Raw genomic sequence first — 25,716 nt, 5'->3', positions numbered from 1 at the left:
ATCGTCGGCGTGTTTAAAAACAAGTTAATTAAAGACTGTATCAAGCAAAAGCCTAAAGCACAACTGAAGCTTTACAATTTATATTGTGATGCGATGTTAAACGTTGCAATGCGCTACATTAAACAAAGAGACATCGCCGAAGATGTAACGCAAGAAGCTTTTATAAAAGCGTTTAAACATTTATCATCATTTACAGGTGAAGTAAGTTTTGGCGCTTGGTTAAAAAGAATTGTCATTAACCAATCGATTGATTATTGCAGAAAATTGAAGTTTACCGACGAACTTCACGAAACTAACTTAAAAGTCATTGACACAGGATTTGAAGATGCTTGGCAGGTCGAAAACCATATAACAGTCAAGCAAGTTACAAATGCTTTAGAAGCAGTGCCTGAAAAATATGCTATTATTTTGAAGTTATACTTAATTGAAGGTTATGATCATGAAGAAATAAGTGAAATATTAAATATCAAAGCCAACAATTCACGCATACTATTATATCGCGGAAAAAAACATTTACAAAACCAATTAAAACAGTTGAACAATGAAAGATTTGCGTAAAGACTTCAACTTTAATGAGTCACATAAGATGAGCGATGGCCATGAGAAAAAGTTTAAGCAGCGTTTAAAAGCTGAATTTAAAAACAAAACTTCAATGAATGATTCTGTAATTTATAAAATGGTTGCGGTATTTGTTATAGCTGTTTTAAGTACAATTTTAGTACTTAACCAATTTAGCTTTTCTGAAACATCAACTTCAATTGAAAAAACAGAGTCAATAACTCGAATGCGTTTAGGCGACCTGTCACCAGAGCTGAAAACGATAGAAAATTATTATACAACATCAATTAATTTAGAGCTAGCAACTATAGACACTTCGCCCGAGTATGAAGATTTGGTCAATAGCTATATTGAAGAACTAGCAGTTATAAATAGAGCTTATAAAAATTTAGAACATGATTTAAACGAATTTGGCGTATCAGAAGATATAATTAATGCGATGATTGATAACCTTCAACTTAGATTAGAGTTGCTTCAAGATTTAAAACTCAAGTTAAATAATTTAAACCAAGAAAAGAATGAAAACAATGCCAGTTATCAAATTTAGTTTATGTTTTTTAATAAGCATAACGGCTTTAGCCCAAAAAACAAAACATTTTAAAGAGAGCTTTAAGGTAAATGATAGTCCTGAAGTGTTTTTAAACATTAATAATGCTGAAATCACAATTGAGACTTGGAATAAAGACCGAGTAGATGTTGAGGCTCAAGTCACTGCTAACTTAGAAAATGATGAAGTGAATCAGAAGATACTAGATCATTTTAATTTTGAAGCTTTAGGGAATTCAAAAAAGGTTGAAATTAAATCAGGTATCCTTGCCTCTGATTTTTTTAGAAAAAATGCTGAAAATGCCAAAAGAATTAAAATCTTAACTGAAGATATTAAAGGCCCACCAACACCACCTAAGCCGCCACTACCACCGCTACCACCATCACTAAATGAGATTGATTTTAATTTTGATATGCAGCAGTTCAATTCGGAAGGAAAGGCCTATTTAAAAAAATTTCAAGATAGTATAAAAGCTTTTTTCAATAATTCAGATTATAAAAAACAAATGAAAGATTGGCAAGAAGGCTTTGTCAAAGGTTGGAGAGAAAGTGGAAAAGAGGATTCTATTAGGATACTAACGTATAAAATTAAACAAGAATTAAAGCCAACTTTAAGACAAGCAAGAAGAAAAGCTATTCGTCTTGGAAAAAATCATAAGGTTAAAACTAAAATCTTAATAAAAATTCCGAAAAATACGCAGCTAAATGTAAACCTTAAACGAAGTCAACTTAAGGTAGCAGACATAAATAATATTAATGCAAGCTTGAACTACTCAAGCTTGCAATTATCTAAATTAAGCGGAAATAATAACCTAATTACAGCAAGACATTCTCAAGTGAATATCGATAAAATAGAATCTTTAAACTTAAGTTTGTTATACTCAAAAAAGAATCAGCTAGGTGAAGTCGAGCGATTAATATTAAACTCAAAAACTTCAGATGTATCAATTGATGAAATATCAAATGAAGCTATAATTGAAGGTTCTTTTGGTAATTTAGTGGTTAATTCTATTAGCGAGCATTTTAAACTGATTGATATCAGCCTAAAAAACTCTGAAGCAAACTTGAATTTACCAGATGTAGACTATAATTTTTATGTCAATTCAAAGTCATCTCAGTTTAACTTGAAAACTGAACTCGATTTTAAAGTTAATAAAGTGTTTGACACAACGGTATACCAAAATACAGAGCGTTTCTCGACAACTAAAGCATTGAATATAAAAGCTAATTACAGTACATTAAATTTAAATTAATCGTGCTTAGCTTTTTTTCTTTTCATTAAAAGGCTAACGATTAGTGAAGTTAAAATACCCATAATAGGAGCACTAGATAAACTGAAAATCAAATAATTATTATAGTTGAAATAAGCTGATGCTTCATTACGAGACATTAATTTGTTTTCTACAGAATATTCAATAGCATTTTTAAAATACTCCGGCGATATAAAATTAGTTGAAATATAAAGGCTAAGAGGTGTAATTAAAGTCACAATTACACTGATAATTATTCCACTTATAAGCCCTTGTTTAAAGCTAATTTGACCATTGTAAAAACAATCACGTTTTTCTTTAATTGCAAAGTAATAGATTAAAATAGCAGGTATGGCAATTAAATTAGTATAAGTGGCGTGTTGGTCTATATTTTCATCATGTAAACCAGTTAGTTTTTCTAGTAACATCCAACCTAAGCTCATTAAAATAAAAATAAATGCCCACTTTAATTCAATTGAATATTTTTTCATTTGAAGATGTAATTGAGTTAATAATTGATTATTTCGGTTAAAACTAGTAAATATAATTACTTAAATTATTATCAACTAAATTTAATTTAATAATTGATTTTGTGAGTAACAATTATTACCCTCAGTTAACACCAAGACTTAATCGACCTAAGCGTTTGTTTATTTAATTTAACTTATTGCTTAGCAGATTTCTCTAATTCTTCTTTGTGATAATCAACTGGGCTTCCAAAATTAATTTGCCAAACTTCTTTTAGTGATTTGGCCTTGAGCATATCCTTAAAATAAGCTTGCCATTCATGAAAAACTAGTTTAATAGGGTTAAAGGTTTTTATAGGTTTAGTGATGCCATAAACTGGCTTTTCTTCCATCTCCTGAAATGTTCCAAAAATTCTATCCCAGATAATTAAAGTAGAGCCATAATTCTTATCAAGGTATTTTTCATTTTTAGAATGATGTACACGATGATGTGATGGTGTTGTAAAAATATACTCTATTGGTCTTGGTAACTTACCGATGTATTCAGTATGAATCCAAAATTGATATAAAACTTCAATTTGATGGACGACCAAAAATACAAATGGATGAAAACCCATTAATATAACAGGTAAAAAGAAAATAATCTTTAAATTTTGAGTCCAAGATAATCTAAATGATGTTGATAAGTTATAATATTCAGAGTTATGATGTACGACGTGAGTTGACCACCAGAAGCGTTGTTCATGTGCTAAACGGTGAGACCAATATCTGAAAAAATCAAGAGCGAAAAAGCATAGTATATAAGACCACCAAGTATGTGGAATTTTTAAAGGAGTCCAATTATAAAAGAATAAGAAAAAAGCAAAAACACCTAACTTTAATACACCGTTTAGAAGAAGATTGCCAATTCCAATGGATAATGACGCAAAAAAGTCTTTTGTATGGTAAAGGTGCTTGTTTTGTTTATAACTAAAGTAAGCTTCTAAAGCAACCAGTATAAACATAACTGGCGCTGCAAACCAAATAATAGTCGTAAAATCGTAGTTTGATATTTCTTCTAAGCTAAGCGTTTCTTTTTGCATTAAAGGCTTTTTCGCAAACTTAGCATATATTCGACGTAATACCTAAACTGTGACCCACAAAAAAAGCCATTTCATAATTTGAAATGGCTTTTTATTAAACTTTTAGCAGATGTTACACATGTAGAGCACGATCATCAGTTGCGGCTAAGGCTGCTTCTTTAACAGCTTCTGCGTAAGTTGGATGAGCATGACTCATACGAGCTATGTCTTCAGCACTAGCTCTAAATTCCATCGCTGTAACTGCTTCAGCAATTAAATCGGCAACACGTGCACCAACCATATGTACACCAAGTACTTCATCAGTAGACTTATCTGAAAGGATTTTTACAAAACCGTCAATATCACCACTTGCACGAGAACGACCAAGTGCTCTCATTGGGAATTGTCCAGATTTATATTCTATTTTATCTTCTTTTAGTTGTTCTTCAGTTTGACCTACTGAGGCAACTTCTGGCCAAGTATAAACTACATTTGGAATTAAATTATAGTCAATATGTGGCTTTTGACCAGCTAGAATTTCAGCGACCATAGCGCCTTCTTCTTCGGCTTTGTGGGCTAACATAATACCGTCAACAACATCTCCAACAGCATAGATATTATCTACAGAAGTTTTTCGGTGAGCATCAACTTTTACTTGGCCTTTGTCATTAGTTTCAACTCCAATATTTTCTAAGCCAAGACCATCGGTATAAGCTTTACGCCCGACTGAAACCAAGCAGTAGTCAGCTTTAAATTCTACTTCTTTACCTTTTTTATCGTCTGCTTTTATAGTGACTTCGTTTCCGTTACGCTCTACTGATTTAACTTTGTGAGAAAGTGCAAATTTTACTTTTTGCTTTTTCATCACTTTCATTAATTCTTTACTTTGAGCTTTATCCATACCAGGAATAATTCGGTCCATGTATTCAACAACTGTAACTTCAGCTCCGAGACGTTTATAGACTTGGCCTAACTCAAGACCAATAACACCACCACCAATAACAACCATGTGTTTTGGGATTTCTTTTAGTGATAAGGCTTCAGTAGAGGTGATAATACGTTCTTTATCGATGTTTATGAATGGGAGAGAAGCTGGTTTACTACCAGTGGCAATGATGGTATGCTTTGCTTCAATTTCGATAGATTTTTCTCCTTCGATAGTGATGTGAGTTTTGTCTTTAAAAGCACCAACACCTTGATAAGAAGTAATATTGTTTTTATCCATTAAAAAGTCAATTCCTTTTGTGGTTTGCTCAACCACTTGACTTTTTCGTTTCATCATGTTTTTTAGATTCACTTTTACATCGCCAGAAATGTCTATACCATGATCTTCAAAGTGCTTTGTAGCATCTTCAAAATGGTGAGAAGAATCTAACAAAGCTTTTGAAGGAATACAACCTACATTTAAACATGTTCCACCTTTGGTAGCATATTTTTCTATAATTGCTGTTTTCATGCCTAATTGAGCACATCTAATCGCTGCAACATATCCGCCAGGTCCAGAGCCAATCACGGCAACATCGTAAGAATCCATATATAATTTTTGTTTGAAAATTGATTGTTAACAAAATTACTGATATAAAATTTAACCACCAATAAAACCGCTTTAAAAAGCTGCTAATTTGAATTCTTCAGGCCTGTTTAATTTTGTATTGATATGTAAATTTATTGTAAAAGTTAAATCAAAATTGTAACATTACGAACAATTTTTATGTATGAGTCAACCAAACTTTAATTCAACACCTCAAAAGCCTGAATTGTCTATTTTAAAAGCAATGATTCCTGTATTTGCGTTAGTAGGTATGTTAGCTTATAATGTATTTGTTTACGAAGATGATGCATTAGGAGGCTCTAATCAATTCATTTTGTTATTGGGCGCTGCTGTTGCTGCTATTGTTGGCGCTTTCAATGGCGTTAATTATGATGCAATGGTTGAAGAGGTTTCAAAAAATATTAAAGCCACAACGGGACCAATCTTAATCTTACTCATGGTTGGTGCGCTAGCAGGGACTTGGTTATTAAGTGGTGTGATTCCAACTATGATTTATTATGGTTTACAGGTTTTAAATCCAACCATATTTTTAGCAGCATGTGTAGTCATTTGTGCTGTGATATCTATTGCTACAGGCAGTAGCTGGACAACTTCTGCAACGGTTGGTATAGCTTTAATAGGAATTGCTAATGCGCTTGATGTTTCACTAGGTATGACCGCTGGTGCTGTACTTTCTGGTGCCTACTTTGGTGATAAGCTTTCACCTATGAGTGATACTACCAATTTGGCACCAGCAATGGCTGGAACAGATTTGTTTACTCACATTCGCTATATGACTATCACAACTGTTCCTACAATAGTTGTAACACTGATAGTTTTCATTATCATAGGTCTTACCTTAGATACAAGTGGGCAAGTTTCAGCTGATGTGATTTTAGCTGATATCAAAGCATCTTTTCATATTTCTCCTTGGTTATTTGTAGTACCTTTAGTTGTAATTGGTTTAATCATAAAAAAAACACCACCATTAATTGCTTTACTTTTAGGAACATTATTAGCTGCTGTTTTTGCATTGATTTTTCAACCAGATTTAGTTCAATTTATTAGCGGTGGATCTCAACTAAACTTTAAAAACGCTTATGTTGGCTTAATGAATGCCATAACTACTGATATTACCATTCCTACTGATAATAAGAATTTACAAGATTTATTTTCGGCTGGTGGTATGAAAGGTATGCTAGGCACGATTTGGTTAATTATTTGTGCTATGGTATTTGGAGGAATAATGGATGCAATTGGTGCTTTAGAAGCAATTAGCAAAGCCTTGTTAAATTTATTTCATTCAACTTTTGGACTGTTCGCTAGTACAGTTGCAAGCTGTTTAGCTTTAAATGCAACGGCTTCAGATCAATATCTAGCCATAGTTGTTCCCGGTAAAATGTTTGCTAAAGCCTACAAAGATAAAGGTTTGGCTCCCGAAAACTTAAGCCGAACTTTAGAGGATTCAGGAACTGTAACCTCAGTTTTAATTCCCTGGAACACCTGTGGAGCTTATCATAGTGGCGTTTTAGGAGTTCCTGTTGTAGATTATTTTGTATACGCGATGTTTAGTTATTTGAGTCCGTTTATGACTTTGCTTTTTGCCGCTATTGGTTACAAAATAAAAATGATAACTAAATAAATTATAATTAAGACTAATAAGTTATGAAACTAGATCTTTTAGCTATTGGAGCTCATCCTGATGATGTTGAATTAAGTTGTGCAGGGACTTTGATAAAAGAAGCAACTAAAGGGAAACGTGTAGGCGTAATCGATTTAACTCAGGGTGAATTAGGTACGCGTGGAAATGCTGAAACTAGAGCTGAGGAAGCTAAAAAAGCTGCTGAAATTATGGGTTTAGCAATACGAAAAAATCTAAAATTTAGAGATGGTTTTTTTAAAAATGATGAAGCGCACCAACTTGAAATTATTAAGCTTATTAGGAAGTATCAACCTGAAATTGTTTTTTGTAATGCAATTCATGATCGCCATATTGATCACTCTAAAGGAAGTCAACTAGTAAGTGATGCATGTTTTTTAAGCGGATTGAGAAAAATCGAAACGACTCATGAAGATAAAATACAAGAAGTATGGCGCCCTAAACATGTTTATCACTACATACAATGGTATGATATCACACCAGATGTTGTAGTTGATATTTCTGGTTTCATCAGCAAAAAAGTAGAAGCCGTAAAAGCCTATAAAACTCAGTTTTTTGATCCAACAAATAGTGAACCGAAAACACCAATTTCGAGTCAAAATTTTTTAGATAGTGTCACTTATCGGGCTCGTGATTTAGGGAGGATTATTGGCGTAGATCACGCTGAAGGTTTTACAGTTGAACGTTACGCTGCTGTCGATTCAATTTTTGATTTAATATAATTTCATCTTTTGTTTTGCAAATTCACGAAATTGTTTAAATTTGCCACCGCTAATGGTGACTGTAGCTCAGTTGGTTAGAGTATCGGTTTGTGGATCCGAGGGTCGTGGGTTCGAACCCCATCAGTCACCCAAAATTAAAGCCCTGATTTTCAGGGCTTTTTTATGCTTTATATTAAATAGGATTTAATTTTATCGCATTACTCCAGAAGGAAAAACAACCACACTTTCGTGTCCATTTTTATCAACTGCGGCAACACCAAATAAATAATTGTCAATCACATTTCCTTCAAGTGTAAATTCATTAACCTTACCAACAAAACGACTATAGTCCCAAGTAGGAGAAGTAGTATCTCGCCAATAAATTTTATAACCTCTTAAATTTTTATCATTAGTGCCTTTCCAACGTAATTTTACAGATGGTTGAACGGCACCACCAATTTCGACATTTGTTGGCGCTTTTGGAGCCCAAGCCAAATTAGCCATGGTAATTGCATTAACTGCCGTTAACTTTTTAACGTAAGGAAATTTAACATGCTCTATCACATCACCGTAAGCAATACCGTCTTCTGTTCTTATATCTTGGTGTTGCCAATTATAATTTTCGTGAGCTTCCATAATTCTAACACCAGCATATCCTAAATCATTAAATGGTCTATGATGTCCGCCGCGTCCAAAACGGTCTAAGCGATAAATCATAATAGGATTCATTTCTGGCATGTAGGTTTTTACAGTTTTATGAACGTATCTAGCTAGCTGTCTTGAATTTCCATCAATTTCACCGCCATAAAAACGTTTTAATGTTCGTTCTCGTTTAGTTTCAGTTGGGTTATGTGCTTCACTAAAAATTCTAAAACTTCGGTTGTCAATAACACCATCAATACCTTGAATGTTACCTATCATATCATTATTTAATACTCCAAGAATGTTCCATTTTTTTTTCTTAGCATATTCAGCTAAAAATTTACCACCCCAAAGGCCTTGTTCTTCGCCGCTTAGCCCAACATATACAATGCTATGGTTAAAATTATACTGCGATAAAACACGCGCAGCTTCTATTGTACCAGCGATTCCTGTGGCATTATCATTTGCGCCAGGTGCATCAGTTTTGAAATCTTCAGTGTCAGAAGCTCTAGAGTCTATATCGCCACTCATTATAATGTATGAGTTGGGATACTTCTTTCCTTTTTGAATGGCGACAACATTTACAACTTCAGCATCTTTTGGTATCCTACTTCCCATGTCGGTTGTTAGCATCGTTCGATGGAAAAAGACATCCAGGCAATTATCGCATTGTTTTGATATTTGATCGAATTCAGACTTGATCCAGCGTCTTGCAGCGCCAATACCTCGACTAGAGCTTAAAGTATCGCTAAACGTATTACGGGTTCCGAAATCAACTAAGGTTTGAACATATTTTTCAAGTTGAGAAGCATCAACTTTTTCAATAATTTCATAAATTTTAGGGTCTTGTTGCGCTTTGGTAATCGTAAAAGCACAAAGAAGCGAAACAAAAAAAAGTTTAGTTTTCATATTGATTTATTGTTGTGTTAATTCCGTAAATATATCTTCAAGGCTTTGATTTACTTTTTTTAGATTAAGAATTTTCAGTCCGTTATCATATGCAAAATCAAAAACATCACTGCGTTTATCGATGTCAGAATTAAAGTAAAGCTTGTAAATAAAGCCTTTTGGATTACTTATTTTAGACAACGCAGGTAGGTTTTGCAATGCGACCTCTTCAATTCTATAATTAAATTCTACTTCTATGACTTGCTGTTGGTGGTCTTGGTTTAATTCTTGTAATAAACTATCTCTTAAAATTTCTCCTTTGTTTAAAATCACCACTCGGTCACAAATCGCTTCAACTTCTTGCATTATATGCGTTGAAAGTAATATTGTTTTGTGCTTAGATATATTTTTAATCAGACTTCTAATTTCAATAAGTTGATTGGGATCTAAGCCTGTTGTGGGCTCATCTAAAATTAAAATTTCTGGATCATGAAGTAATGCAGCTGCAATGCCAACACGTTGTTTATAACCTTTAGAGAGCTGATGTATTTTTTTATTAGCCTCTGGGGAAAGTTGTGTAAGTTTAATAACTTCTTTGATGCGTTTTTTGCTAATCTTGAAAATAGACGCATTAAATTGAAGAAATTCACGAACATACATATCTTCATATAGCGGATTTTGTTCTGGTAAGTAACCTAAATGTTTTTGTATATCTAATTTATGAGATTCTAGGTTGAAGTTTCCGATATGTATTGTACCATCAGTAAACTCTAAATAACCGGTTAACAACTTCATCAAAGTTGACTTTCCTGCACCGTTTGGGCCAAGTAATCCAACAATCTCGCCAGTATGAATTTTTAAATTAATATTTTTTAAAACCTGTTGATGTCCATAAGATTTATTAAGGTTTGAAATACTAATATTCATAATTTTAAATTTAATCAATATTACAATTTTATGCTTAACTAGGTTAGTTTTTATCAAATTTTAAAGAAACTTAAATTGATAATTTTTATCTTTCAACCACTTAACAAGCTGAAATGATTAAATATCAATACAGTATTTTAGCTATAGCATTTTAGCTTTATAGATTCATCGTTTTAAATACATATGCCTATATTTACGGAAACATTTAATTTAGGCTATGAAACAACATTTAAAGGCTAAAGTTAATGATGCTTTCGAATTTGAATTTACCGAAGATCAAATCAAAACTTTAGACATTCAATCTACAAACCACAACAAACTTCACATTATTGAACATCAAAAATCAGCTTCTGCTGAAATAGTTGAAACTGATTTCTTAAACAAGACCTACAGCATTAAAATCAATGCTAATACCTATAAAGTTCAAATCTCTAACGATTTAGATGTACTCATAAAAGAAATGGGTTTAAGCCTTGCTGCTTCTGCTTTAATAAAGGATATAAAAGCACCAATGCCTGGTTTAATTCTCGATGTTAATGTAGAAGAAGGTCAAGAAATTAAGGAAGGAGACCAATTACTCGTTCTTGAAGCTATGAAAATGGAAAATGCCATTACTGCGCCTCGTGATGCTGTTATAAAGTCTATAAAAATCAATAAAGGCAACACAGTAACCAAAAGTCAATTGTTAATTGAAATGGAATAAAATTAGATTTAAATGAAAAAAATATTAGTTGCAAATAGAGGCGAAATCGCCTTGAGAGTTATGAAGACTATTCAAAAGATGGGAATTCAAACAGTTGCCGTTTATTCTGAAGTCGATAGAAATTCTCCTCATGTTAAATTTGCCAATGAAGCGATTTGTTTAGGTAAAGCAGCTTCAAATGAGTCGTATTTATTAGGTGATAAGATTATTCAAGAAGCCAAAAAACTAAATGTTGACGGTATTCATCCAGGCTATGGGTTTTTAAGTGAGAATGCTGATTTTGCTGAAAAAGTTGAAGCAAGTGGTATTACCTTTATCGGTCCAAAATCTCATGCCATTCGTGTTATGGGCGATAAATTATCAGCTAAAGAAACTGTAAAAGCTTATGATATACCAATGGTTCCAGGAATTGATGAAGCCATTACAGATATTGAAAAAGCCAAAACAATTGCTGAAGAAATAGGCTACCCAATTTTAATAAAAGCTTCAGCCGGAGGCGGCGGAAAAGGTATGCGTGTCGTAGAATCTGATAAAGAAATTGAAAGCCAAATGAAACGTGCCATTAGCGAAGCTAAATCTGCTTTTGGAAATGGCGCTGTTTTTATAGAAAAATATGTAGGTTCACCACGCCATATCGAGATTCAAGTGCTTGCCGATACACACGGAAACGTATTACACTTATTCGAACGCGAATGTTCTATTCAACGCAGACACCAAAAAGTAGTAGAAGAAGCACCATCGGTTTTATTAACTCCCGAAATTAGAAAGCAAATGGGAGAAGCTGCAGTTAATGTAGCACGTTCGTGCAATTATGTAGGCGCTGGTACAGTTGAATTTTTAATGGATGAACAAAAAAAATTCTACTTTCTTGAAATGAACACGCGTCTTCAAGTAGAACATCCAGTGACTGAATTAATTTCAGGAATTGACTTAGTAGAGCAGCAAATTAAAATAGCTAGAGGTGAAAAAATTAATTTTAGTCAAAATGATCTGCAAATTAATGGTCATGCCATAGAATTGCGCGTTTATGCTGAAGACCCAACTGATGACTTTTTGCCAAGTGTTGGAAAACTTGAACAATATCAAGCACCCAAAGGCGAAGGAATTCGTGTAGATGATGGTTTCGAAGAAGGTATGGACGTCCCGATATATTATGACCCTATGATATCTAAACTAGTGACCTATGCTGAAAATCGTGAGGCAGCAGTACAACGCATGATTGAAGCCATCGATAACTACCAAATAAAAGGCGTTTCAACCACTTTGCCTTTTGGTAAATTCGTTTGTAAGCATGAAGCATTTAGAAGCGGAAATTTTGACACACATTTTGTGAAACATCATTATACACCAGAAGTGTTAGAAGCCGAACAAAAAGCTGAAGCTAAATTGGCGGCCAAAATTGCTTTAAAACAATATTTAGAAGATCAAAAACAATTAAGAATTCCAGAAACAGAGTAAGCATGAGTTCAACACGAGATGATTTACAGAAAAAAGTTGAAGCTGCCAAATTAGGTGGTGGCCAAAAACGCATTGATAAACAGCATGAAAAGAAAAAATTAACAGCTCGAGAACGTGTCAACTATTTCTTAGATGAAGGCTCTTTTGAAGAAATAGGTATGTTAGTCACCCATAGAACAACCGATTTTAACATGCAAGACCAAGTGTTTTACGGTGATGGTGTAATTACAGGCTATGGCACAGTAAATGGTAGATTGGTTTACATTTATGCTCAAGATTTTACAGTTTTTGGCGGTGCGTTATCAGAAACCCATGCCGAAAAGATTTGTAAAGTTATGGATCACGCCATGAAAGTTGGTGCTCCAATTATTGGGCTGAACGATTCTGGTGGTGCTCGTATTCAAGAAGGTGTACGTTCATTAGGTGGCTATGCTGATATTTTTTACAGAAATGTACAAGCTTCAGGTGTTATCCCACAAATTTCAGCTATCATGGGACCTTGTGCAGGTGGTGCTGTCTATTCACCAGCAATGACAGACTTCACCATTATGGTTGAAAATACAAGCTATATGTTTGTTACTGGACCAAATGTCGTTAAAACTGTAACTAATGAAGAAGTAACATCAGAAGAGCTAGGTGGCGCAAGTTCGCATTCAACTAAATCAGGTGTTACCCATTTAACTGCTGTAAACGATATAGAATGTCTTGAAAACATCAAAACATTACTCAGTTATATTCCGCAAAATAACAAGCAAAAACCTGAATTGACTCCTGTAAAACTTAAAGATGAAGTCCGTGAACAATTAGAAGGTTTGGTTCCTGAAAATGCCAACAAACCTTACGATATGCACGAAGTAATTACAGGTATTGTTGATGAAGATTCATTTTATGAAATTCATAAAAATTATGCTGACAATATTATTGTTGGCTTTTCAAGAATTGGTGGTAGAAGTATTGGTGTTGTAGCCAACCAACCTATGAGTTTAGCTGGCGTACTTGATGTTGATGCATCAAAGAAAGCCGCTAGATTTGTTCGCTTTTGTGATGCATTTAATATTCCACTTTTAGTATTGGTCGATGTTCCTGGCTTTTTACCAGGTACAGACCAAGAATGGAATGGCATTATACTACATGGTGCTAAATTACTTTACGCCTTAAGTGAAGCAACCGTGCCAAGAATTAGTGTGATTACAAGAAAGGCTTATGGTGGTGCTTATGATGTAATGAATTCTAAACACATCGGCGCTGACCTCAACTTTGCATGGCCTACTGCTGAGATTGCTGTAATGGGCGCTAAAGGTGCATCAGAAATCATTTTTAGAAAAGAAATTCAAGCTGCTGATGATCCGGAATTAAAGTTATCTGAAAAGGAGAAAGAATATGCCGATGCTTTTGCTAATCCTTTTAAGGCAGCTCAACGTGGTTTTATAGATGAAGTGATTCAACCTAAAAATACACGTCGAAAATTGATTAAAGCTTTTGCTATGTTAAACGATAAGCAAGTCAATAGGCCAGATCGAAAACATGGTAATATTCCTCTGTAAAAAAGTTACCTAGAAAATAAAAAACCTTGAGTTATACTCAAGGTTTTTTGTTTAAAAGCTTTTCTTAATTCGATCGAGCTTACGCTTTGTGTCGCGATCTTTAATAGTTTCTCTTTTATCGTAAAGTTTTTTACCCTTGGCAAGGGCAATTTGTAATTTGGCATAACCACGATCATTTAAAAACATTCGAAGTGGAATTATAGTTAGACCAGTGTTTTTAACTTGTTTGTTCAGTTTTCGCAGTTCTTGTTTGTTAAGTAAAAGTTTACGCTCTGACTTAGGTTGGTGGTTAAAATGTGTAGCATGCGAGTATTCTTGTATATCCATGTTAATCACAAATAGCTCACCTTTTTCATTAAACTCACAAAAGCTTTCTGCAATATTAGCTTTTCCTTCACGAATAGCCTTAATTTCAGTTCCTGCCAAAACAATCCCTGCGGTATATTTATCTAAAATTTCATATTGAAATTTAGCTTTCTTATTCTTAATATTAACGGTATTTGCTTTTCCCATTTCTTTAAATTCAAATTCAAAAATACAATACTACTTTTGATTAATTCTTAATTTTTTACTTAAAGCGCTTTCAAGCTCTAATTTATTGACGAAATTGCATAAAAACATGATTTATGCGTCAATTATTGATTTCCTTTTTTGTGATCATTTTATTAATTTCATGTCAAAATTCACAAAACTCAAAATCTGTTTCAGCTAAGGAAATTGTAAATCAAGCTATTGAATTTAGTGGTACTTCTGCAGTAGATAATAGCGTGATAGAATTTGATTTTAGGAATTTGCATTACCGTTCTGAAGCGACTTGTAATGGCATGAAGCTAAGCCGGAAAAACGGCGATACAATTGATGTTTTTTATAGTGGAAAGTTTAAACGTTTTATTGATTCTATACCAGTTGAAGTTAACGATAGTCTGGAAAATATTTACAGTGAATCTATTAATTCGGTACATTATTTTGTACAGTTACCATACCGTTTAAAGGACCAAGCTGTTAATTTGAGACGCTTGCCTAATCAAAGTTTTAATAATCAGAATTATTATGTTGTCGAGGTAAATTTTGATCAAGAAAATGGTGGCCAAGATTTTAATGACACTTACCTGTATTGGTTTAACAAAAGTGATTATTCATTAGATTATTTAGCTTACGAATTTCATGTAAATGGTGGTGGCTATCGTTTTCGTGTTGCTAAGAACAGGCAGTTTATAAATGGCACACAATTTATTGATTATGATAATTACAAACCAAAATCAGAACAAGTTGAATTAGAAGATTTACTTCAACTATTTCATAATAAAAAGTTAGAACTAGTATCCGAAATTAAAACTGAAAATCCCAGCATAAATTCAGTCCAACTCAAATGCTAACTTTACATCAAGGACAGTATCTTTTATTTTTAACTCTTTACTGATTTCAACCTTAAATAGTTTATAATTAATACTGTCATTAATCATTTCATATTTTTTATTATTCAATATTTGGTTTACAAACTGAGGTGTTGTGTTAGAATGCCCAATAATTAGATTTGTCTTTCCATAAGTTTTTTTCCAAAAATTGTCTGTAAAGAGAGTATCTTTTTTAACATCATAATCGTTAATTTTTAGTTGATTTAATGAAGCAGAAGGAATGGCCGTTTGAATACAACGTGTGTAATTACTACTAAAAATTTGATCGATATTTTTTTCTTCAAAGTATTTGGCCCAATGATTAGCTCGTTTTAAGCCTTTTTCGGTTAAAAAAGGATCTTTTTCTTCAGGATTCGTTCTGTTTTTCTCTGCATGGCGTATAAAATAATAAGTTGTTTTTTTGGCATTTTCGCTTGGTAAATCATACCAAAAAGATTTTTCTTTATTGGTAGGTTTCGAATTTTGACAGGCTGTAATGATAAATAAGAGTAATAAAAATGAAATGGGTTTCATAGCTTAAGTTCTAAAAGTATCAATTGATTTATTTGTGGCGCAAAGCTATTAAAATTATTATCTGAAACAAGAATTAAACTTCTGTTGCCATTATTTAGTTGAGGTCCAAAACTCATGCCTTCAATATTGTCCACGATATTTTGTTTGAGTTGAGGCTTAATTGAATTAAAATTAAAGAGCAACTCTTTCTTAGCAAATTTTATTTTGTTTTTATCATTTTTTAATGACTTTACTTTAGCAATATTAGTTGCATTTTCAGTTGTAACCAGCCATAAAAAAACGCTATTTCCTTTACTTTTATGGCCAGCTGAATATGAGCGTTCTAACCATAAAAATTTGGTTTTAGAAAGTTGAAGAATTTCTGTAATGCCGTTGACAAAATAGGGTAGAAGTGGTATTTTTTTTACACGGCTTAAGTTAACTGCATATGCATCACTTACATTGTTTGTATTAAAATTATAAAAAGCCAATCTTACTGGTGAATAACTATCAACAAGCGTTGGTTTATTACCATCGGTTTTTAAAGGTAGTTCATTAGTAAACCAAAAACCATCCGTAGCAATATCTAAACCTTCAAACATACCGTTGTGTTGACTATTTTCAATAGTGTAAGGCGGTTTAAATTCGATGTGTTCTACGGCTTTAAAATCTGCTGAGAGTTTCGTGATAAAAGCTGATTTTTTTTGATTAATATGACCTTCACTACTAACCCAATAGTTGTTATTAGCTTTATCATATCTAATCGATTCGAGATCATAAACTTCATTCTTATCTAAATTTTGAAGTTGATGTTTTTGTAACAATTCGACTTTACCAAATTTTTTGTTTTCAATATTTAATCGAATGCTGTATAATCGAGGATTCGCTGGTGAATCTGCTACCAAAATATAAGTTGAATCATTAATTTGGTCTATTCCTGAAATTCCACCAAATTCTTTATAATCTTTAAGGTTTTTATGAATGATGTAATCATCTAAATAAGTGATGATTTCATTGTTTTTAGAATCGACTTTAAATGCTGTGCAGCTCAATATAGATATTAAACTAACAACACTAAGTAAGATTCTATAAGTTGGCTTAACCATATTCTATAAGAAAGCATAAAAAAAGGCTGCTATTTGCAGCCTTTTTAAAATTAATTTTTTATAACTTCTACGAGTTTTACCTCGAAGTATAATGTAGAATTAGCAGGAATTGGACCGCGTTGTCTTGAGCCATAAGCTAAATTTGGCGGTATGAGTAACTCTGCCTTTTCTCCAGTTTTCAGTAAACTTATACCTTCATCCCAACCAGGAATAACTTGACCAGTCCCTAATTTGAAGCTGATAGGAGTATTTCGGTCAAATGAAGAGTCGAATTTAGTGCCATCAGTTAGGTAACCAGCATAATGTACACGAACAGTATTACCATTCTCAGGAGATTCACCTTCTGGGTTAGCTTCTGTAATTCTGTACATTAAGCCAGAATCAGTTTTAGACATATTAGCCATCATTTCATCTAACCGAGCTTCAAATGCTTTACGCTTAGCTTCATTTTTTGCTTCAAGTTTAGCAATGCCATTTTTGTAAGCTTCAACAGCATCAAATTGTTTAGCCTCTTTACCTTTACGAACAATTTTTAACTTTTCAATTATGACTTCTTCTTTAGGGCGGTTGGCATTAGCTGTTTCAACTTTAGCAATTGAATCTGCTACAGCTTGCCCAATAACTACTTTTCCAAAAATTGAATGTTTACCATCCAGATGTTTTGTAGGCGCAACAGTGATAAAAAATTGGCTACCATTAGTATTTGGTCCTGAATTTGCCATAGAAATAACACCTTTATCATGCGTTAAGCTGTCATCAAACTCATCTGTAAATTTATAGCCAGGACCGCCTTGTCCATTACCGAGAGGATCGCCACCCTGAATCATAAAATTATCGATAACGCGGTGAAAAGTTAAGCCTTCATAAAATGGTTTACCTTTGTATTTCTCATCAACTTGAGGATGTGTTCCTTCAGCTAATGCAACAAAATTACCAACGGTAATAGGTTTTTTCTTATAATGTAAGTTAACTACAACCTCACCTTTATTGGTCATGAATACAGCATAAATACCGTCTTTTAAATCGGCATAATCACCACAGCTTATCAGTGATAATGTAAAAATAGCAATAGCTAAAAATTTAGTTTGTAAGTGTTTCATCAGTATTTATTTTATTTAAAGTTACAACAGATTTTACGGGAATATTTTTTCCGATACGCTGATTATCGCCATAATAGCCATATACTTTATGAGATGGAAATAAAAAAGTAACCGTTTCATTTACTTTCATCAGTTTTAAACCTTGGCGTAATCCAGAAAATATATTTTCTTTATCAATAACTAAAGCACGTTCACCTAATTCAGAACGGCTGTAAATGGTATCGTTGTCAAGGCTTAAGATGTTGAAATTAAACTCGACTTCATCACCGTAACCTGGTTTAAGCGTATCCGTATTATTTTTTTTATTATAGGTATACCAAAAACCATTTTTTGATGCAAAATAAGTTCTTGTACTGTCTTTTTTTATAATGGCTTTTATTAAGCTTTCTTCACGTTTAACCACAGCTTTATTGATGTTAATAGATTGCTTTATAAACGAATCTGAACTTTTGCTGATAGGTTTTCTAGCTTCTGGGGTTTTGCATGAAAATGCCAACAATATTATAAAGGTAGAAGCTAAAAGTTGTTTAATAGTCATTTTTGATAATTTTTTCAAACTTACGAATTGTTTCTTCCAAACTCAAGTCACTTTTTCCTCCAGCAGCATTTTTATGTCCGCCACCATCAAAATGTTCTCTTGCAAATTTGTTAACATCGACATCGCCAACAGACCGTAATGAAATTTTAATGATTTGTTCTTGTCTATTCTCTATAAAAATAGCAGCAAAATTAATTCCTTTAATCGATAAACCATAATTAACAAAGCCTTCAGTATCACCTTTTTGAAATTGATGTTGATCTAGTTCTTGCTGACTTAAACTGATATAAGCGACTTGATGTTGCTTTATAACGCGTAAATTTTGCATGGCAACTCCTAATAGATGAAGTCGGTTTAATGAATTTTGATCAAAAGTATTTTGATGAATTTTTGAGTTTTCAACTCCTAAATCAATTAATTCACCAATAATTTGATGTGTTCTGCTACTAGTTGAAGGAAATTTAAAAGATCCTGTATCTGTCATAATTCCTGTATATAAGCACTCACCAATTTGTTGGTTAAGAGAGTCTTTAAAACCTAAATACACAAAGCTTTCGTAAATCATTTCACAAGTTGAACCAATACTCGTATCACTATACATATATTTTGCATAACTTGACGGTTGTTGATGATGGTCTATCATTACAAATTCGGTGCTTAAGGCTGACAGAATTTCGGCCATTTGATGACCGGTTCTACTAAAATCATTAAAATCAAGTGTAAAAATGAGGTCACTTTGCTCTAAAATTTCAGTTGAAATAGATGAATTCTGCTCAAAAAATAAAATTTCATCTTGTCTTGGTAGCCATTCTAAAAAAGTTGGATATTTATTAGGAAGTATAACCTGAATTTTTTTGTCAGGATATATTTCCTTCAAACCAATATAAAGTGCTAAAGATGATCCTACAGCATCTCCATCAGGGTTGCGATGGCTTACAATGCTAATATTTTTTGATGTTGAAATAGCTTCTTTTAAGCCATCAAATTTAAATTTCTTCATAATCTTCAAATGTAATAAAAACTTAATATTGCTTTACTATAGATACTTTATTTTTGTCAAAAATCGAATATGAAAACTAAATTTTTTAACTTGTTAGTTGTAGGCTTAATTGTGAGTTGTCAAACTCAAGAAGATACTTATAAACTAGCCTTTGGGAGTTGCAATAATCAAGTTTTAGATCAGTCTTATTGGCAGATTATTCAGCAACAGCAGCCTGATGCATTTGTTTGGGGTGGCGATAATATTTATGCTGACACCAAAAATATGGACAGCTTAAAGGCGATGTATCAATTTCAGAAACAAAATCCGTTTTATAAAGATTTTTTAGAGTCTATAAATTACGCTGTTTATGCAACATGGGACGATCATGACTATGGCTTAAACGATGGTGGCAAAGATTGGAAATACAAATATGAAAGTCAGCAAGCTTTTTTAGATTTTATAAATGTTACTGATGAAAATCGGCGACAACAAGATGGTATTTATCATGCTCAAAACATCAATATAGGTAGCTATGATCTAAAATTATATTTGCTAGATACGCGTTTTTTTAGAGATAGTCTTAAAGCTTCATCTAACCCAAACAAACGCTATGAATCTTGGCAAAAGGCTAATGGAAGTATTTTAGGCAATGCCCAATGGCAATGGTTAGAAAAAGAGCTTGAAAGCAGCGATGCAGATTTTAATATTATTGTGTCGAGTATTCAGTTTCTCTCTCACGAACATGGATTTGAAACTTGGGGGAATTTTCCACATGAAGTTGAAAGCTTGAAAACTTTACTTGTTAAGCATCAAGTTAAAAATACAATATTATTGAGTGGAGACCGACATATTTCAGAATTTTCTAAAATTGAAGTAGATGGCTTAAATTATGATTTGTACGATTTTACTTCAAGTGGGTTAACTCATGCTTACACTGGTTTTACCTCAGAACCCAATCAAAATCGAGTAGGTAAAGTAGTTAGCCAAACAAGTTTTGGAACTTTAAATTTTGATTTTAAAAACAATTCGGTTTTGATGCAAATGAAATCAACAAAAACAGGCGAAACACTACAAGAACAATTAATTCAGTTTTAGGTTAACTGAAGTTGCTTTGCTATTCTACTAAAATCATTACTTTTGCCAAAAAAATAAAATTATGTCAGGACATAAAACATTTACAATGTTAAAACCAGATGCTGTTGAAAAAGGACACATCGGTGCAATTTTAAATCAAATTACAGCTTCAGGCTTTAAAATTACTGCCATGAAGTTAACACAAATGACGACAGCAGACGCTGAAACATTTTATGCAATTCATAAAGAACGCCCATTTTTTGGCGAACTTGTTGAATATATGACACGTGGACCAATCGTGGCTGCTGTTTTAGAAAAAGAAAACGCTGTGGAAGACTTTAGAACTTTAATCGGCGCAACAAACCCAGAAGATGCTGCTGAAGGAACAATCCGAAAAAAATATGCAGCTTCTATAAGTGAAAATGCTGTACACGGAAGTGACAGTGATGAAAATGCTGAAATTGAAGCAGCATTTCATTTTTCAGGTAGAGAGATGTTTTAAAAACATCTTACTTTGAAGAAAAAAAGTCTCATTTTGAAAAAATGAGACTTTTTTTTATATATCCATAAAAAAACCAACTTATATAAAGGTGGTTTGTTGTATTGCTAATAATTAATGAGTTTAGAAGAACAGGGCAAAGCCAATGTTGAATTGGAAGATGCCTTCATCGGTAAAATCTTCATTAAGAGAATAGTTGTATCTTAAGCCAGGCTCTATTGAGATATTCTCGGTTACAAACCAAGCATAACCTCCACCAATTCCTAACCAAAGAGGTGTATCACCATTAAAGTTCTCAACAGCATCACCGCTTGCACCAGTAAGATCAAGTGTTACGGGAAATTGGTTTGCAATGTAATATTTTGCGCCAATTCTATAAGAAAAGGCACTTGTACTTTCTTCTAAATCTGGATCAAGACCTTGGTAGCCTAAACCGACTTTAATAGCTAAATTATCCATAACAAAATAGCCACCGTCTAAACCAAAACTATACTCAGTAGAGCCGTCTGAACTTGCAAAACTAAAGCTGGTTGTACCAACCATAGCATTACCTGTATTAGCCTCAACTAAAATCGTACCTTTTTCAATCCCTTCTTGGGCGTTAGCTGAAATTCCAGCAATTAAAACTGCTACTAAAAGTAATAATTTTTTCATTGTTTTTAAGTTTAAATTATAGTTACAAATGTAGAGCTTAATGCTCTATAACTTATTTTGTTAACATTTTGTCAACAAATTTATTTTGCTACGTTTACGGCTCGTGTCTCTCTAATTACAGTGACTTTAACTTGACCAGGATACGTCATGTCGGTTTGGATTTTTTGGGAGATCTCAAAGGATAGACTTCCAGCGCGGTCATCATTTACCTTTTCGCTTTCTACAATTACTCGTAATTCACGTCCAGCCTGAATAGCGTAAGCTTTTTTAACCCCACTAAATCCAAAAGCAATATCTTCAAGGTCTTTTAGACGCTTCACATAAGAATCTAAGACTTGACGGCGAGCGCCAGGTCTTGCACCGCTAATAGCATCACAAACCTGAACAATAGGTGAGAGAAGTGAGTTCATTTCAATTTCATCATGGTGAGCACCAATGGCATTGCAAACTTCGTCTTTTTCTCCATACTTTTCAGCCCATTGCATTCCTAAAATTGCGTGAGGTAATTCGGTTTCTGTTTCTGGCACTTTACCAATATCATGAAGTAGGCCGGCGCGTTTAGCTAATTTAGGATTTAGGCCTAGTTCAGATGCCATCACACCACATAGTTTAGCTACTTCACGTGAGTGTTGAAGAAGGTTTTGGCCATAAGAAGAACGATATTTCATTCGCCCAACAGCTTTTACAAGTTCTGGATGTAAACCATGTATTCCAAGATCAATAATTGTGCGTTTACCAATCTCAGCAATTTCTTCATCAATTTGTTTACTGGTTTTTTTAACCACTTCTTCAATTCTTGCAGGGTGAATTCTACCATCAGTTACTAATCGATGAAGAGATAATCTAGCGATTTCACGTCTTACAGAATCAAAGCAAGATAAAATAATGGCTTCAGGTGTGTCATCTACAATAATTTCGACACCAGTAGCAGCTTCAATTGCTCTAATATTTCGTCCTTCACGACCTATAATACGTCCTTTAACGTCGTCGCTTTCAAGATTGAAAACAGAAACACAATTATCTATAGCTTCTTCAGTTCCGATGCGCTGTATTGTATTTATTATGATTTTTTTAGCTTCTTGTTGGGCAGTAAGTTTGGCTTCTTCAACAGTATCTTGAATAAGTGTCATCGCTTCAGATTTTGCTGTTTCTTTAAGCGATTCCATCAACTGTTCTTTGGCTTCTTCAGCGCTAAGCCCGCTAATGACTTCGAGCTGTTTTATTTTTTGATTTAATATTTTATCGATCTCTTCTTGACGTTTTGCTAAATATTCAGTTCGGTTAGCGTAATCTTCTAATTTTTCATCTAAAGAAGCGTTTAACTTTTTATTTTTAGACAATTCGTGAGAGAGCTGAGATTCTTTATCTTTTGTTCGTTTTTCTGCATCGGCTATTTTTTTATCACGTGAAGTAATAACTTTTTCGTGTTCTGCCTTGAGTTCAATAAACTTCTCCTTAGCTTGAAGAATTTTATCTTTTTTGATGCTTTCACCTTCTTTCTTAGCTTCTTTTAAAATTTTTTCAGCGTCTTTATTTGCTGAATTTACAATGCCTTTTGCACTGTTTTTTTCTAGCATTTTAGATATTAAAAAACCGATGACAAGACCGATTATTGCTGCTATAATTGTAATTATTATTGTTTCCATAATTGTTTAAATATAAAAAGCCTGTATTAGTTGTGTTTTGTATAAAACTCCGTTAAAACAGGTTTAGGGCTGTCTGACTGATCAAGGATCTGCTTCACTAAACGTGGCAGCTTGCTTTTACAACCAAAACATAACCCTTTTTAAATTATAAGTGTTGAGTTTATCAAAATTTAACGACTAATACAGGCAGTGTTGTATTATTTATGTAAAGAACTTAATTGAGTTGTTTGTTTAAGCGTTGTTCTAATTCTTCTAATTTATATTTTGCTTCTTCAACATCAATATTGGCACTTAATTTTTTTTGTTCAGTTTCAGCGGCAAATTGTAAAGCGCTCATCGCTAATACATCTTGTTTATCTCTAACTGCATAACTCTGTTCAAACTTCTTGATCGTTTCTTCAATTTTTTTTGCAGCTTTTCTTAAACCTTCTTCTTGTTCTGGTTTAATGGTTAGCGGATAAACACGATCTGCAATTGAAATTTTAATTTTTAAGCGCTCATTTGACATTTAATTTATTCTGCTAATTGAACAATACATTCATCAATTTCCTTAATCAAACTGTTTATTTTGAGTTTTGTTTCTCTTTTATACTCGTTACTGCCTAGTAATGCATTGGCTGTTTTTAGGTTTTTGTTAACAAGATTTAAACGTGAAATTTCCTGCTTTAATTGCTTAATTTCTATGTTTTCTTGTTCAATGAGTTCCTTCAGCTTTGTGTTTTCTTGTTGAATGTGTTGATTTTTCTTTAAAAGTTGATCAACTTTTGCTTCAACTTTTTCAACGATTTCTGCTAAATTACTCATCTACAAACTCCGATACATTACAAGGCAAATTTAATATCATTAATTGAATATCACAATACTTTCGGTACTTATTACTAATAATCTCTATGATTTACATGTTTCTTTTGTTGGCAGTCAAAACTTTAGCCTTATTTACAGAGACTTATATTTATTGTCTATTTTTATATTTAATTTTTATTTCCTGATTATGTATTTTTACCCAAAATAAATCTTGAGCATGTTAAACCCAGAAACCGTTTTTTATATCATACTTGGTTTAATTTTATTTAACTATTGTTTCGACTTGATATTGTCTTTATTAAATGCTAAAAAGTTTGATGACAAATTGCCGCCAGAACTTGTTGATGTTTATGATGAGGTGATTTATAAAAATTCTCAAAACTATAAAAGGGAAAATTTTAGGTTTTCGATACTAACAAACTCTTTTAGTACTTTTTTGATGATTATTTTTTTATTTTTTAATAGCTTTGCTTATTTACACTATCATCTCACAGCTATTATAGAACGTCAGGTTTTAGTTATGTTGGTGTTTTTTGGGATTTTGTTTGTCGCTAATTTTCTATTGAATTTACCACTTAATTGGTACCACAACTTTGTTATTGAAGCAAAATATGATTTTAATAGAACAAGTCTAAAAACCTTTTGGTTAGACCAGCTGAAATCTTTTTTTCTCACCATAATTATAGGTGGTTTACTTTTAATTGCAATTTATTATTTATTCTATTGGTTTAGCGTAAATTTTTGGTGGTATGCTTGGGTGTTAATAAGTGTTTTAATTGTAATTATTAACATGTTTTATACCAAGTTAATTTTACCAATATTTAATAAATTGTCTCTGTTACCTGATGGTAAGTTACGTGATTCAATAGAGAATTATGCAAAATCGGTCAACTTTAATCTATCTCGAATATTTGTTATAGACGGTTCTAAAAGAAGCACAAAAGCCAACGCCTTTTTTTCAGGTTTAGGGTCTCAAAAGCAAGTTACTTTATATGATACTTTAATAAACGATTTAACACCTCGTGAAATAGTTGCTGTATTAGCTCATGAAGTTGGCCATTACAAGCACAAACATATCATCTTTAATTTAGTAACTTCAATTTTGAGTTTAGGTTTAAGCATGTATATACTTTCATTATTTATTGTTAAACCAGAAGTTAGTCAAGCACTTGGTGTTCAAGAACCAAATTTTCATATAGGTTTAATAGCCTTTGGTTTTATTTATTCACCTGTTAGCTTTATCATAAGTATTATTACTAATTTGATGTCTCGTCATTTTGAGTATCAAGCCGATGCTTACGCAAAGAAAACATTCAACGAAAATGATTTGATTTCAGCATTAAAAAAACTCAACCAAAAGAGCTTGTCTAATTTAACACCGCATCCTTGGTATGTTTTTTTCAATTATTCGCACCCAACTTTACTGCAAAGATTTAGAAAATTAAAAGCTAATGCTTAATTTAGACATAT

The 25,716-nt window shown here is 32.8% G+C and carries 27 protein-coding genes, 1 tRNA gene and 1 other RNA gene; 13 read left to right on the top strand and 16 right to left on the bottom strand.

The window, feature by feature from the left end; all coding sequences use genetic code 11:
* Positions 1-9: 9 nt before the first annotated feature.
* Genes IMZ30_RS00340 through IMZ30_RS00330 form a run of 3 tightly spaced genes read left to right on the top strand, consistent with a single transcriptional unit; the run spans position 10 to position 2,357 of the window.
* The gene (locus IMZ30_RS00340; protein WP_207038588.1) at positions 10-558 is read left to right on the top strand and encodes an RNA polymerase sigma factor; all 549 of its coding nucleotides are present in this window, start codon (positions 10-12) and stop codon (positions 556-558) included.
* A complete protein-coding gene (locus IMZ30_RS00335) occupies positions 542-1,105 on the top strand; it encodes a hypothetical protein (protein ID WP_207038587.1) in 564 nt (187 codons plus the stop codon). Before IMZ30_RS00340 ends, IMZ30_RS00335 begins: the two co-directional genes overlap by 17 nt.
* Positions 1,077-2,357, top strand: a complete 1,281-nt coding sequence (locus IMZ30_RS00330; RefSeq protein ID WP_207038586.1) for a hypothetical protein — start codon at positions 1,077-1,079, stop codon at positions 2,355-2,357. Before IMZ30_RS00335 ends, IMZ30_RS00330 begins: the two co-directional genes overlap by 29 nt.
* Here IMZ30_RS00330 and IMZ30_RS00325 read toward each other — a convergent pair.
* The 3 genes from IMZ30_RS00325 to lpdA all read right to left on the bottom strand — a co-directional run bounded on the left by IMZ30_RS00325 (position 2,354) and on the right by lpdA (position 5,416).
* Complete coding sequence (locus IMZ30_RS00325; RefSeq protein ID WP_207038585.1) at positions 2,354-2,845, bottom strand: DUF4199 domain-containing protein; 492 nt, start codon at positions 2,843-2,845, stop codon at positions 2,354-2,356. The genes IMZ30_RS00330 and IMZ30_RS00325 overlap by 4 nt on opposite strands.
* A gap of 173 nt (positions 2,846-3,018) precedes the next feature.
* On the bottom strand, positions 3,019-3,903 hold the full coding sequence (locus IMZ30_RS00320) for a sterol desaturase family protein (RefSeq protein WP_207038584.1): 885 nt from the start codon (positions 3,901-3,903) through the stop codon (positions 3,019-3,021).
* A 112-nt stretch (positions 3,904-4,015) separates the two neighbouring features.
* On the bottom strand, positions 4,016-5,416 hold the full coding sequence (gene lpdA, locus IMZ30_RS00315; RefSeq protein WP_207038583.1) for a dihydrolipoyl dehydrogenase: 1,401 nt from the start codon (positions 5,414-5,416) through the stop codon (positions 4,016-4,018).
* A gap of 181 nt (positions 5,417-5,597) precedes the next feature.
* Here lpdA and nhaC point away from each other — a divergent pair, with 181 nt between their 5' ends.
* The 3 genes from nhaC to IMZ30_RS00300 all read left to right on the top strand — a co-directional run bounded on the left by nhaC (position 5,598) and on the right by IMZ30_RS00300 (position 7,924).
* Entirely contained in the window at positions 5,598-7,055 is a 1,458-nt protein-coding gene (nhaC, locus tag IMZ30_RS00310) for a Na+/H+ antiporter NhaC (protein ID WP_207038582.1), read from the top strand.
* 23 nt (positions 7,056-7,078) lie between these two features.
* The gene (bshB1, locus tag IMZ30_RS00305; RefSeq protein WP_207038581.1) at positions 7,079-7,795 is read left to right on the top strand and encodes a bacillithiol biosynthesis deacetylase BshB1; all 717 of its coding nucleotides are present in this window, start codon (positions 7,079-7,081) and stop codon (positions 7,793-7,795) included.
* A 55-nt stretch (positions 7,796-7,850) separates the two neighbouring features.
* A tRNA-His gene (locus IMZ30_RS00300) sits at positions 7,851-7,924 on the top strand.
* Positions 7,925-7,984: 60 nt separating this feature from the next.
* Here IMZ30_RS00300 and IMZ30_RS00295 read toward each other — a convergent pair.
* Positions 7,985-9,325: a M28 family peptidase gene (locus tag IMZ30_RS00295; RefSeq protein WP_207038580.1), complete on the bottom strand. Its 1,341-nt coding sequence runs from the start codon at positions 9,323-9,325 to the stop codon at positions 7,985-7,987.
* A gap of 6 nt (positions 9,326-9,331) precedes the next feature.
* Positions 9,332-10,231, bottom strand: coding sequence for an ATP-binding cassette domain-containing protein (locus tag IMZ30_RS00290; protein ID WP_207038579.1), 900 nt, complete (start codon positions 10,229-10,231; stop codon positions 9,332-9,334).
* Positions 10,232-10,448: 217 nt separating this feature from the next.
* On the opposite strand from IMZ30_RS00290, the gene IMZ30_RS00285 reads away from it, so the two are divergent.
* The 3 genes from IMZ30_RS00285 to IMZ30_RS00275 are packed head-to-tail and all read left to right on the top strand — an operon-like array spanning position 10,449 to position 13,936.
* A complete protein-coding gene (locus IMZ30_RS00285; RefSeq protein ID WP_207038578.1) occupies positions 10,449-10,934 on the top strand; it encodes an acetyl-CoA carboxylase biotin carboxyl carrier protein subunit in 486 nt (161 codons plus the stop codon).
* 12 nt (positions 10,935-10,946) lie between these two features.
* Positions 10,947-12,392: an acetyl-CoA carboxylase biotin carboxylase subunit gene (gene accC / locus IMZ30_RS00280; protein ID WP_207038577.1), complete on the top strand. Its 1,446-nt coding sequence runs from the start codon at positions 10,947-10,949 to the stop codon at positions 12,390-12,392.
* Between the two features lie 2 nt (positions 12,393-12,394).
* Complete coding sequence (locus tag IMZ30_RS00275; RefSeq protein ID WP_207038576.1) at positions 12,395-13,936, top strand: acyl-CoA carboxylase subunit beta; 1,542 nt, start codon at positions 12,395-12,397, stop codon at positions 13,934-13,936.
* 51 nt (positions 13,937-13,987) lie between these two features.
* On the opposite strand, the gene smpB is transcribed toward IMZ30_RS00275, so the two are convergent.
* A complete protein-coding gene (gene smpB / locus IMZ30_RS00270; RefSeq protein WP_207038575.1) occupies positions 13,988-14,449 on the bottom strand; it encodes an SsrA-binding protein SmpB in 462 nt (153 codons plus the stop codon).
* Between the two features lie 113 nt (positions 14,450-14,562).
* On the opposite strand from smpB, the gene IMZ30_RS00265 reads away from it, so the two are divergent.
* Entirely contained in the window at positions 14,563-15,312 is a 750-nt protein-coding gene (locus tag IMZ30_RS00265) for a DUF6503 family protein (protein WP_207038574.1), read from the top strand.
* Here IMZ30_RS00265 and IMZ30_RS00260 read toward each other — a convergent pair.
* From IMZ30_RS00260 to IMZ30_RS00240, 5 genes are all read right to left on the bottom strand, one after another.
* Complete coding sequence (locus IMZ30_RS00260; protein WP_207038573.1) at positions 15,292-15,864, bottom strand: phosphoglycerate mutase family protein; 573 nt, start codon at positions 15,862-15,864, stop codon at positions 15,292-15,294. The two genes, IMZ30_RS00265 and IMZ30_RS00260, sit on opposite strands and share 21 nt — an antisense overlap.
* Positions 15,861-16,895 (bottom strand): esterase-like activity of phytase family protein, encoded by a 1,035-nt coding sequence (locus IMZ30_RS00255; protein WP_207038572.1) that lies wholly within the window; start codon positions 16,893-16,895, stop codon positions 15,861-15,863. Before IMZ30_RS00255 ends, IMZ30_RS00260 begins: the two co-directional genes overlap by 4 nt.
* Before the next feature lie 104 nt (positions 16,896-16,999).
* Positions 17,000-18,049 carry a peptidylprolyl isomerase gene (locus IMZ30_RS00250; protein WP_207038571.1) on the bottom strand — a complete coding sequence of 350 codons (1,050 nt, stop codon included), beginning with the start codon at positions 18,047-18,049 and terminating at the stop codon, positions 17,000-17,002.
* Positions 18,030-18,587 carry a gliding motility-associated peptidyl-prolyl isomerase GldI gene (gene gldI, locus IMZ30_RS00245; RefSeq protein ID WP_207038570.1) on the bottom strand — a complete coding sequence of 186 codons (558 nt, stop codon included), beginning with the start codon at positions 18,585-18,587 and terminating at the stop codon, positions 18,030-18,032. Before gldI ends, IMZ30_RS00250 begins: the two co-directional genes overlap by 20 nt.
* Entirely contained in the window at positions 18,577-19,587 is a 1,011-nt protein-coding gene (locus IMZ30_RS00240; protein ID WP_207038569.1) for a DHH family phosphoesterase, read from the bottom strand. Before IMZ30_RS00240 ends, gldI begins: the two co-directional genes overlap by 11 nt.
* Before the next feature lie 69 nt (positions 19,588-19,656).
* Here IMZ30_RS00240 and IMZ30_RS00235 point away from each other — a divergent pair, with 69 nt between their 5' ends.
* Positions 19,657-20,664 carry an alkaline phosphatase D family protein gene (locus IMZ30_RS00235; RefSeq protein WP_207038568.1) on the top strand — a complete coding sequence of 336 codons (1,008 nt, stop codon included), beginning with the start codon at positions 19,657-19,659 and terminating at the stop codon, positions 20,662-20,664.
* 61 nt (positions 20,665-20,725) lie between these two features.
* Complete coding sequence (locus IMZ30_RS00230) at positions 20,726-21,145, top strand: nucleoside-diphosphate kinase (protein ID WP_207038567.1); 420 nt, start codon at positions 20,726-20,728, stop codon at positions 21,143-21,145.
* 120 nt (positions 21,146-21,265) lie between these two features.
* On the opposite strand, the gene IMZ30_RS00225 is transcribed toward IMZ30_RS00230, so the two are convergent.
* From IMZ30_RS00225 to IMZ30_RS00205, 5 genes are all read right to left on the bottom strand, one after another.
* Positions 21,266-21,796 carry an outer membrane beta-barrel protein gene (locus IMZ30_RS00225; RefSeq protein ID WP_207038566.1) on the bottom strand — a complete coding sequence of 177 codons (531 nt, stop codon included), beginning with the start codon at positions 21,794-21,796 and terminating at the stop codon, positions 21,266-21,268.
* Positions 21,797-21,876: 80 nt separating this feature from the next.
* Positions 21,877-23,442: a ribonuclease Y gene (rny, locus tag IMZ30_RS00220; protein WP_207038565.1), complete on the bottom strand. Its 1,566-nt coding sequence runs from the start codon at positions 23,440-23,442 to the stop codon at positions 21,877-21,879.
* A gap of 44 nt (positions 23,443-23,486) precedes the next feature.
* Positions 23,487-23,602, bottom strand: a non-coding RNA gene (gene ssrS, locus IMZ30_RS00215) — 6S RNA.
* A gap of 54 nt (positions 23,603-23,656) precedes the next feature.
* The gene (locus tag IMZ30_RS00210) at positions 23,657-23,950 is read right to left on the bottom strand and encodes a cell division protein ZapA (RefSeq protein WP_207038564.1); all 294 of its coding nucleotides are present in this window, start codon (positions 23,948-23,950) and stop codon (positions 23,657-23,659) included.
* Positions 23,951-23,955: 5 nt separating this feature from the next.
* Entirely contained in the window at positions 23,956-24,246 is a 291-nt protein-coding gene (locus IMZ30_RS00205) for a hypothetical protein (RefSeq protein WP_207038563.1), read from the bottom strand.
* Between the two features lie 217 nt (positions 24,247-24,463).
* Here IMZ30_RS00205 and IMZ30_RS00200 point away from each other — a divergent pair, with 217 nt between their 5' ends.
* Positions 24,464-25,705 carry a M48 family metallopeptidase gene (locus IMZ30_RS00200; RefSeq protein ID WP_207038562.1) on the top strand — a complete coding sequence of 414 codons (1,242 nt, stop codon included), beginning with the start codon at positions 24,464-24,466 and terminating at the stop codon, positions 25,703-25,705.
* The last annotated feature ends 11 nt before the right edge of the window (positions 25,706-25,716 follow it).

It is taken from the genome of Psychroflexus sp. ALD_RP9 (genome assembly GCF_017311165.1).
Taxonomy (GTDB): domain Bacteria; phylum Bacteroidota; class Bacteroidia; order Flavobacteriales; family Flavobacteriaceae; genus Psychroflexus.
Note: the sequence above shows the minus strand (reverse complement) of the source record. Positions and strands in the feature narration are given on the sequence as shown.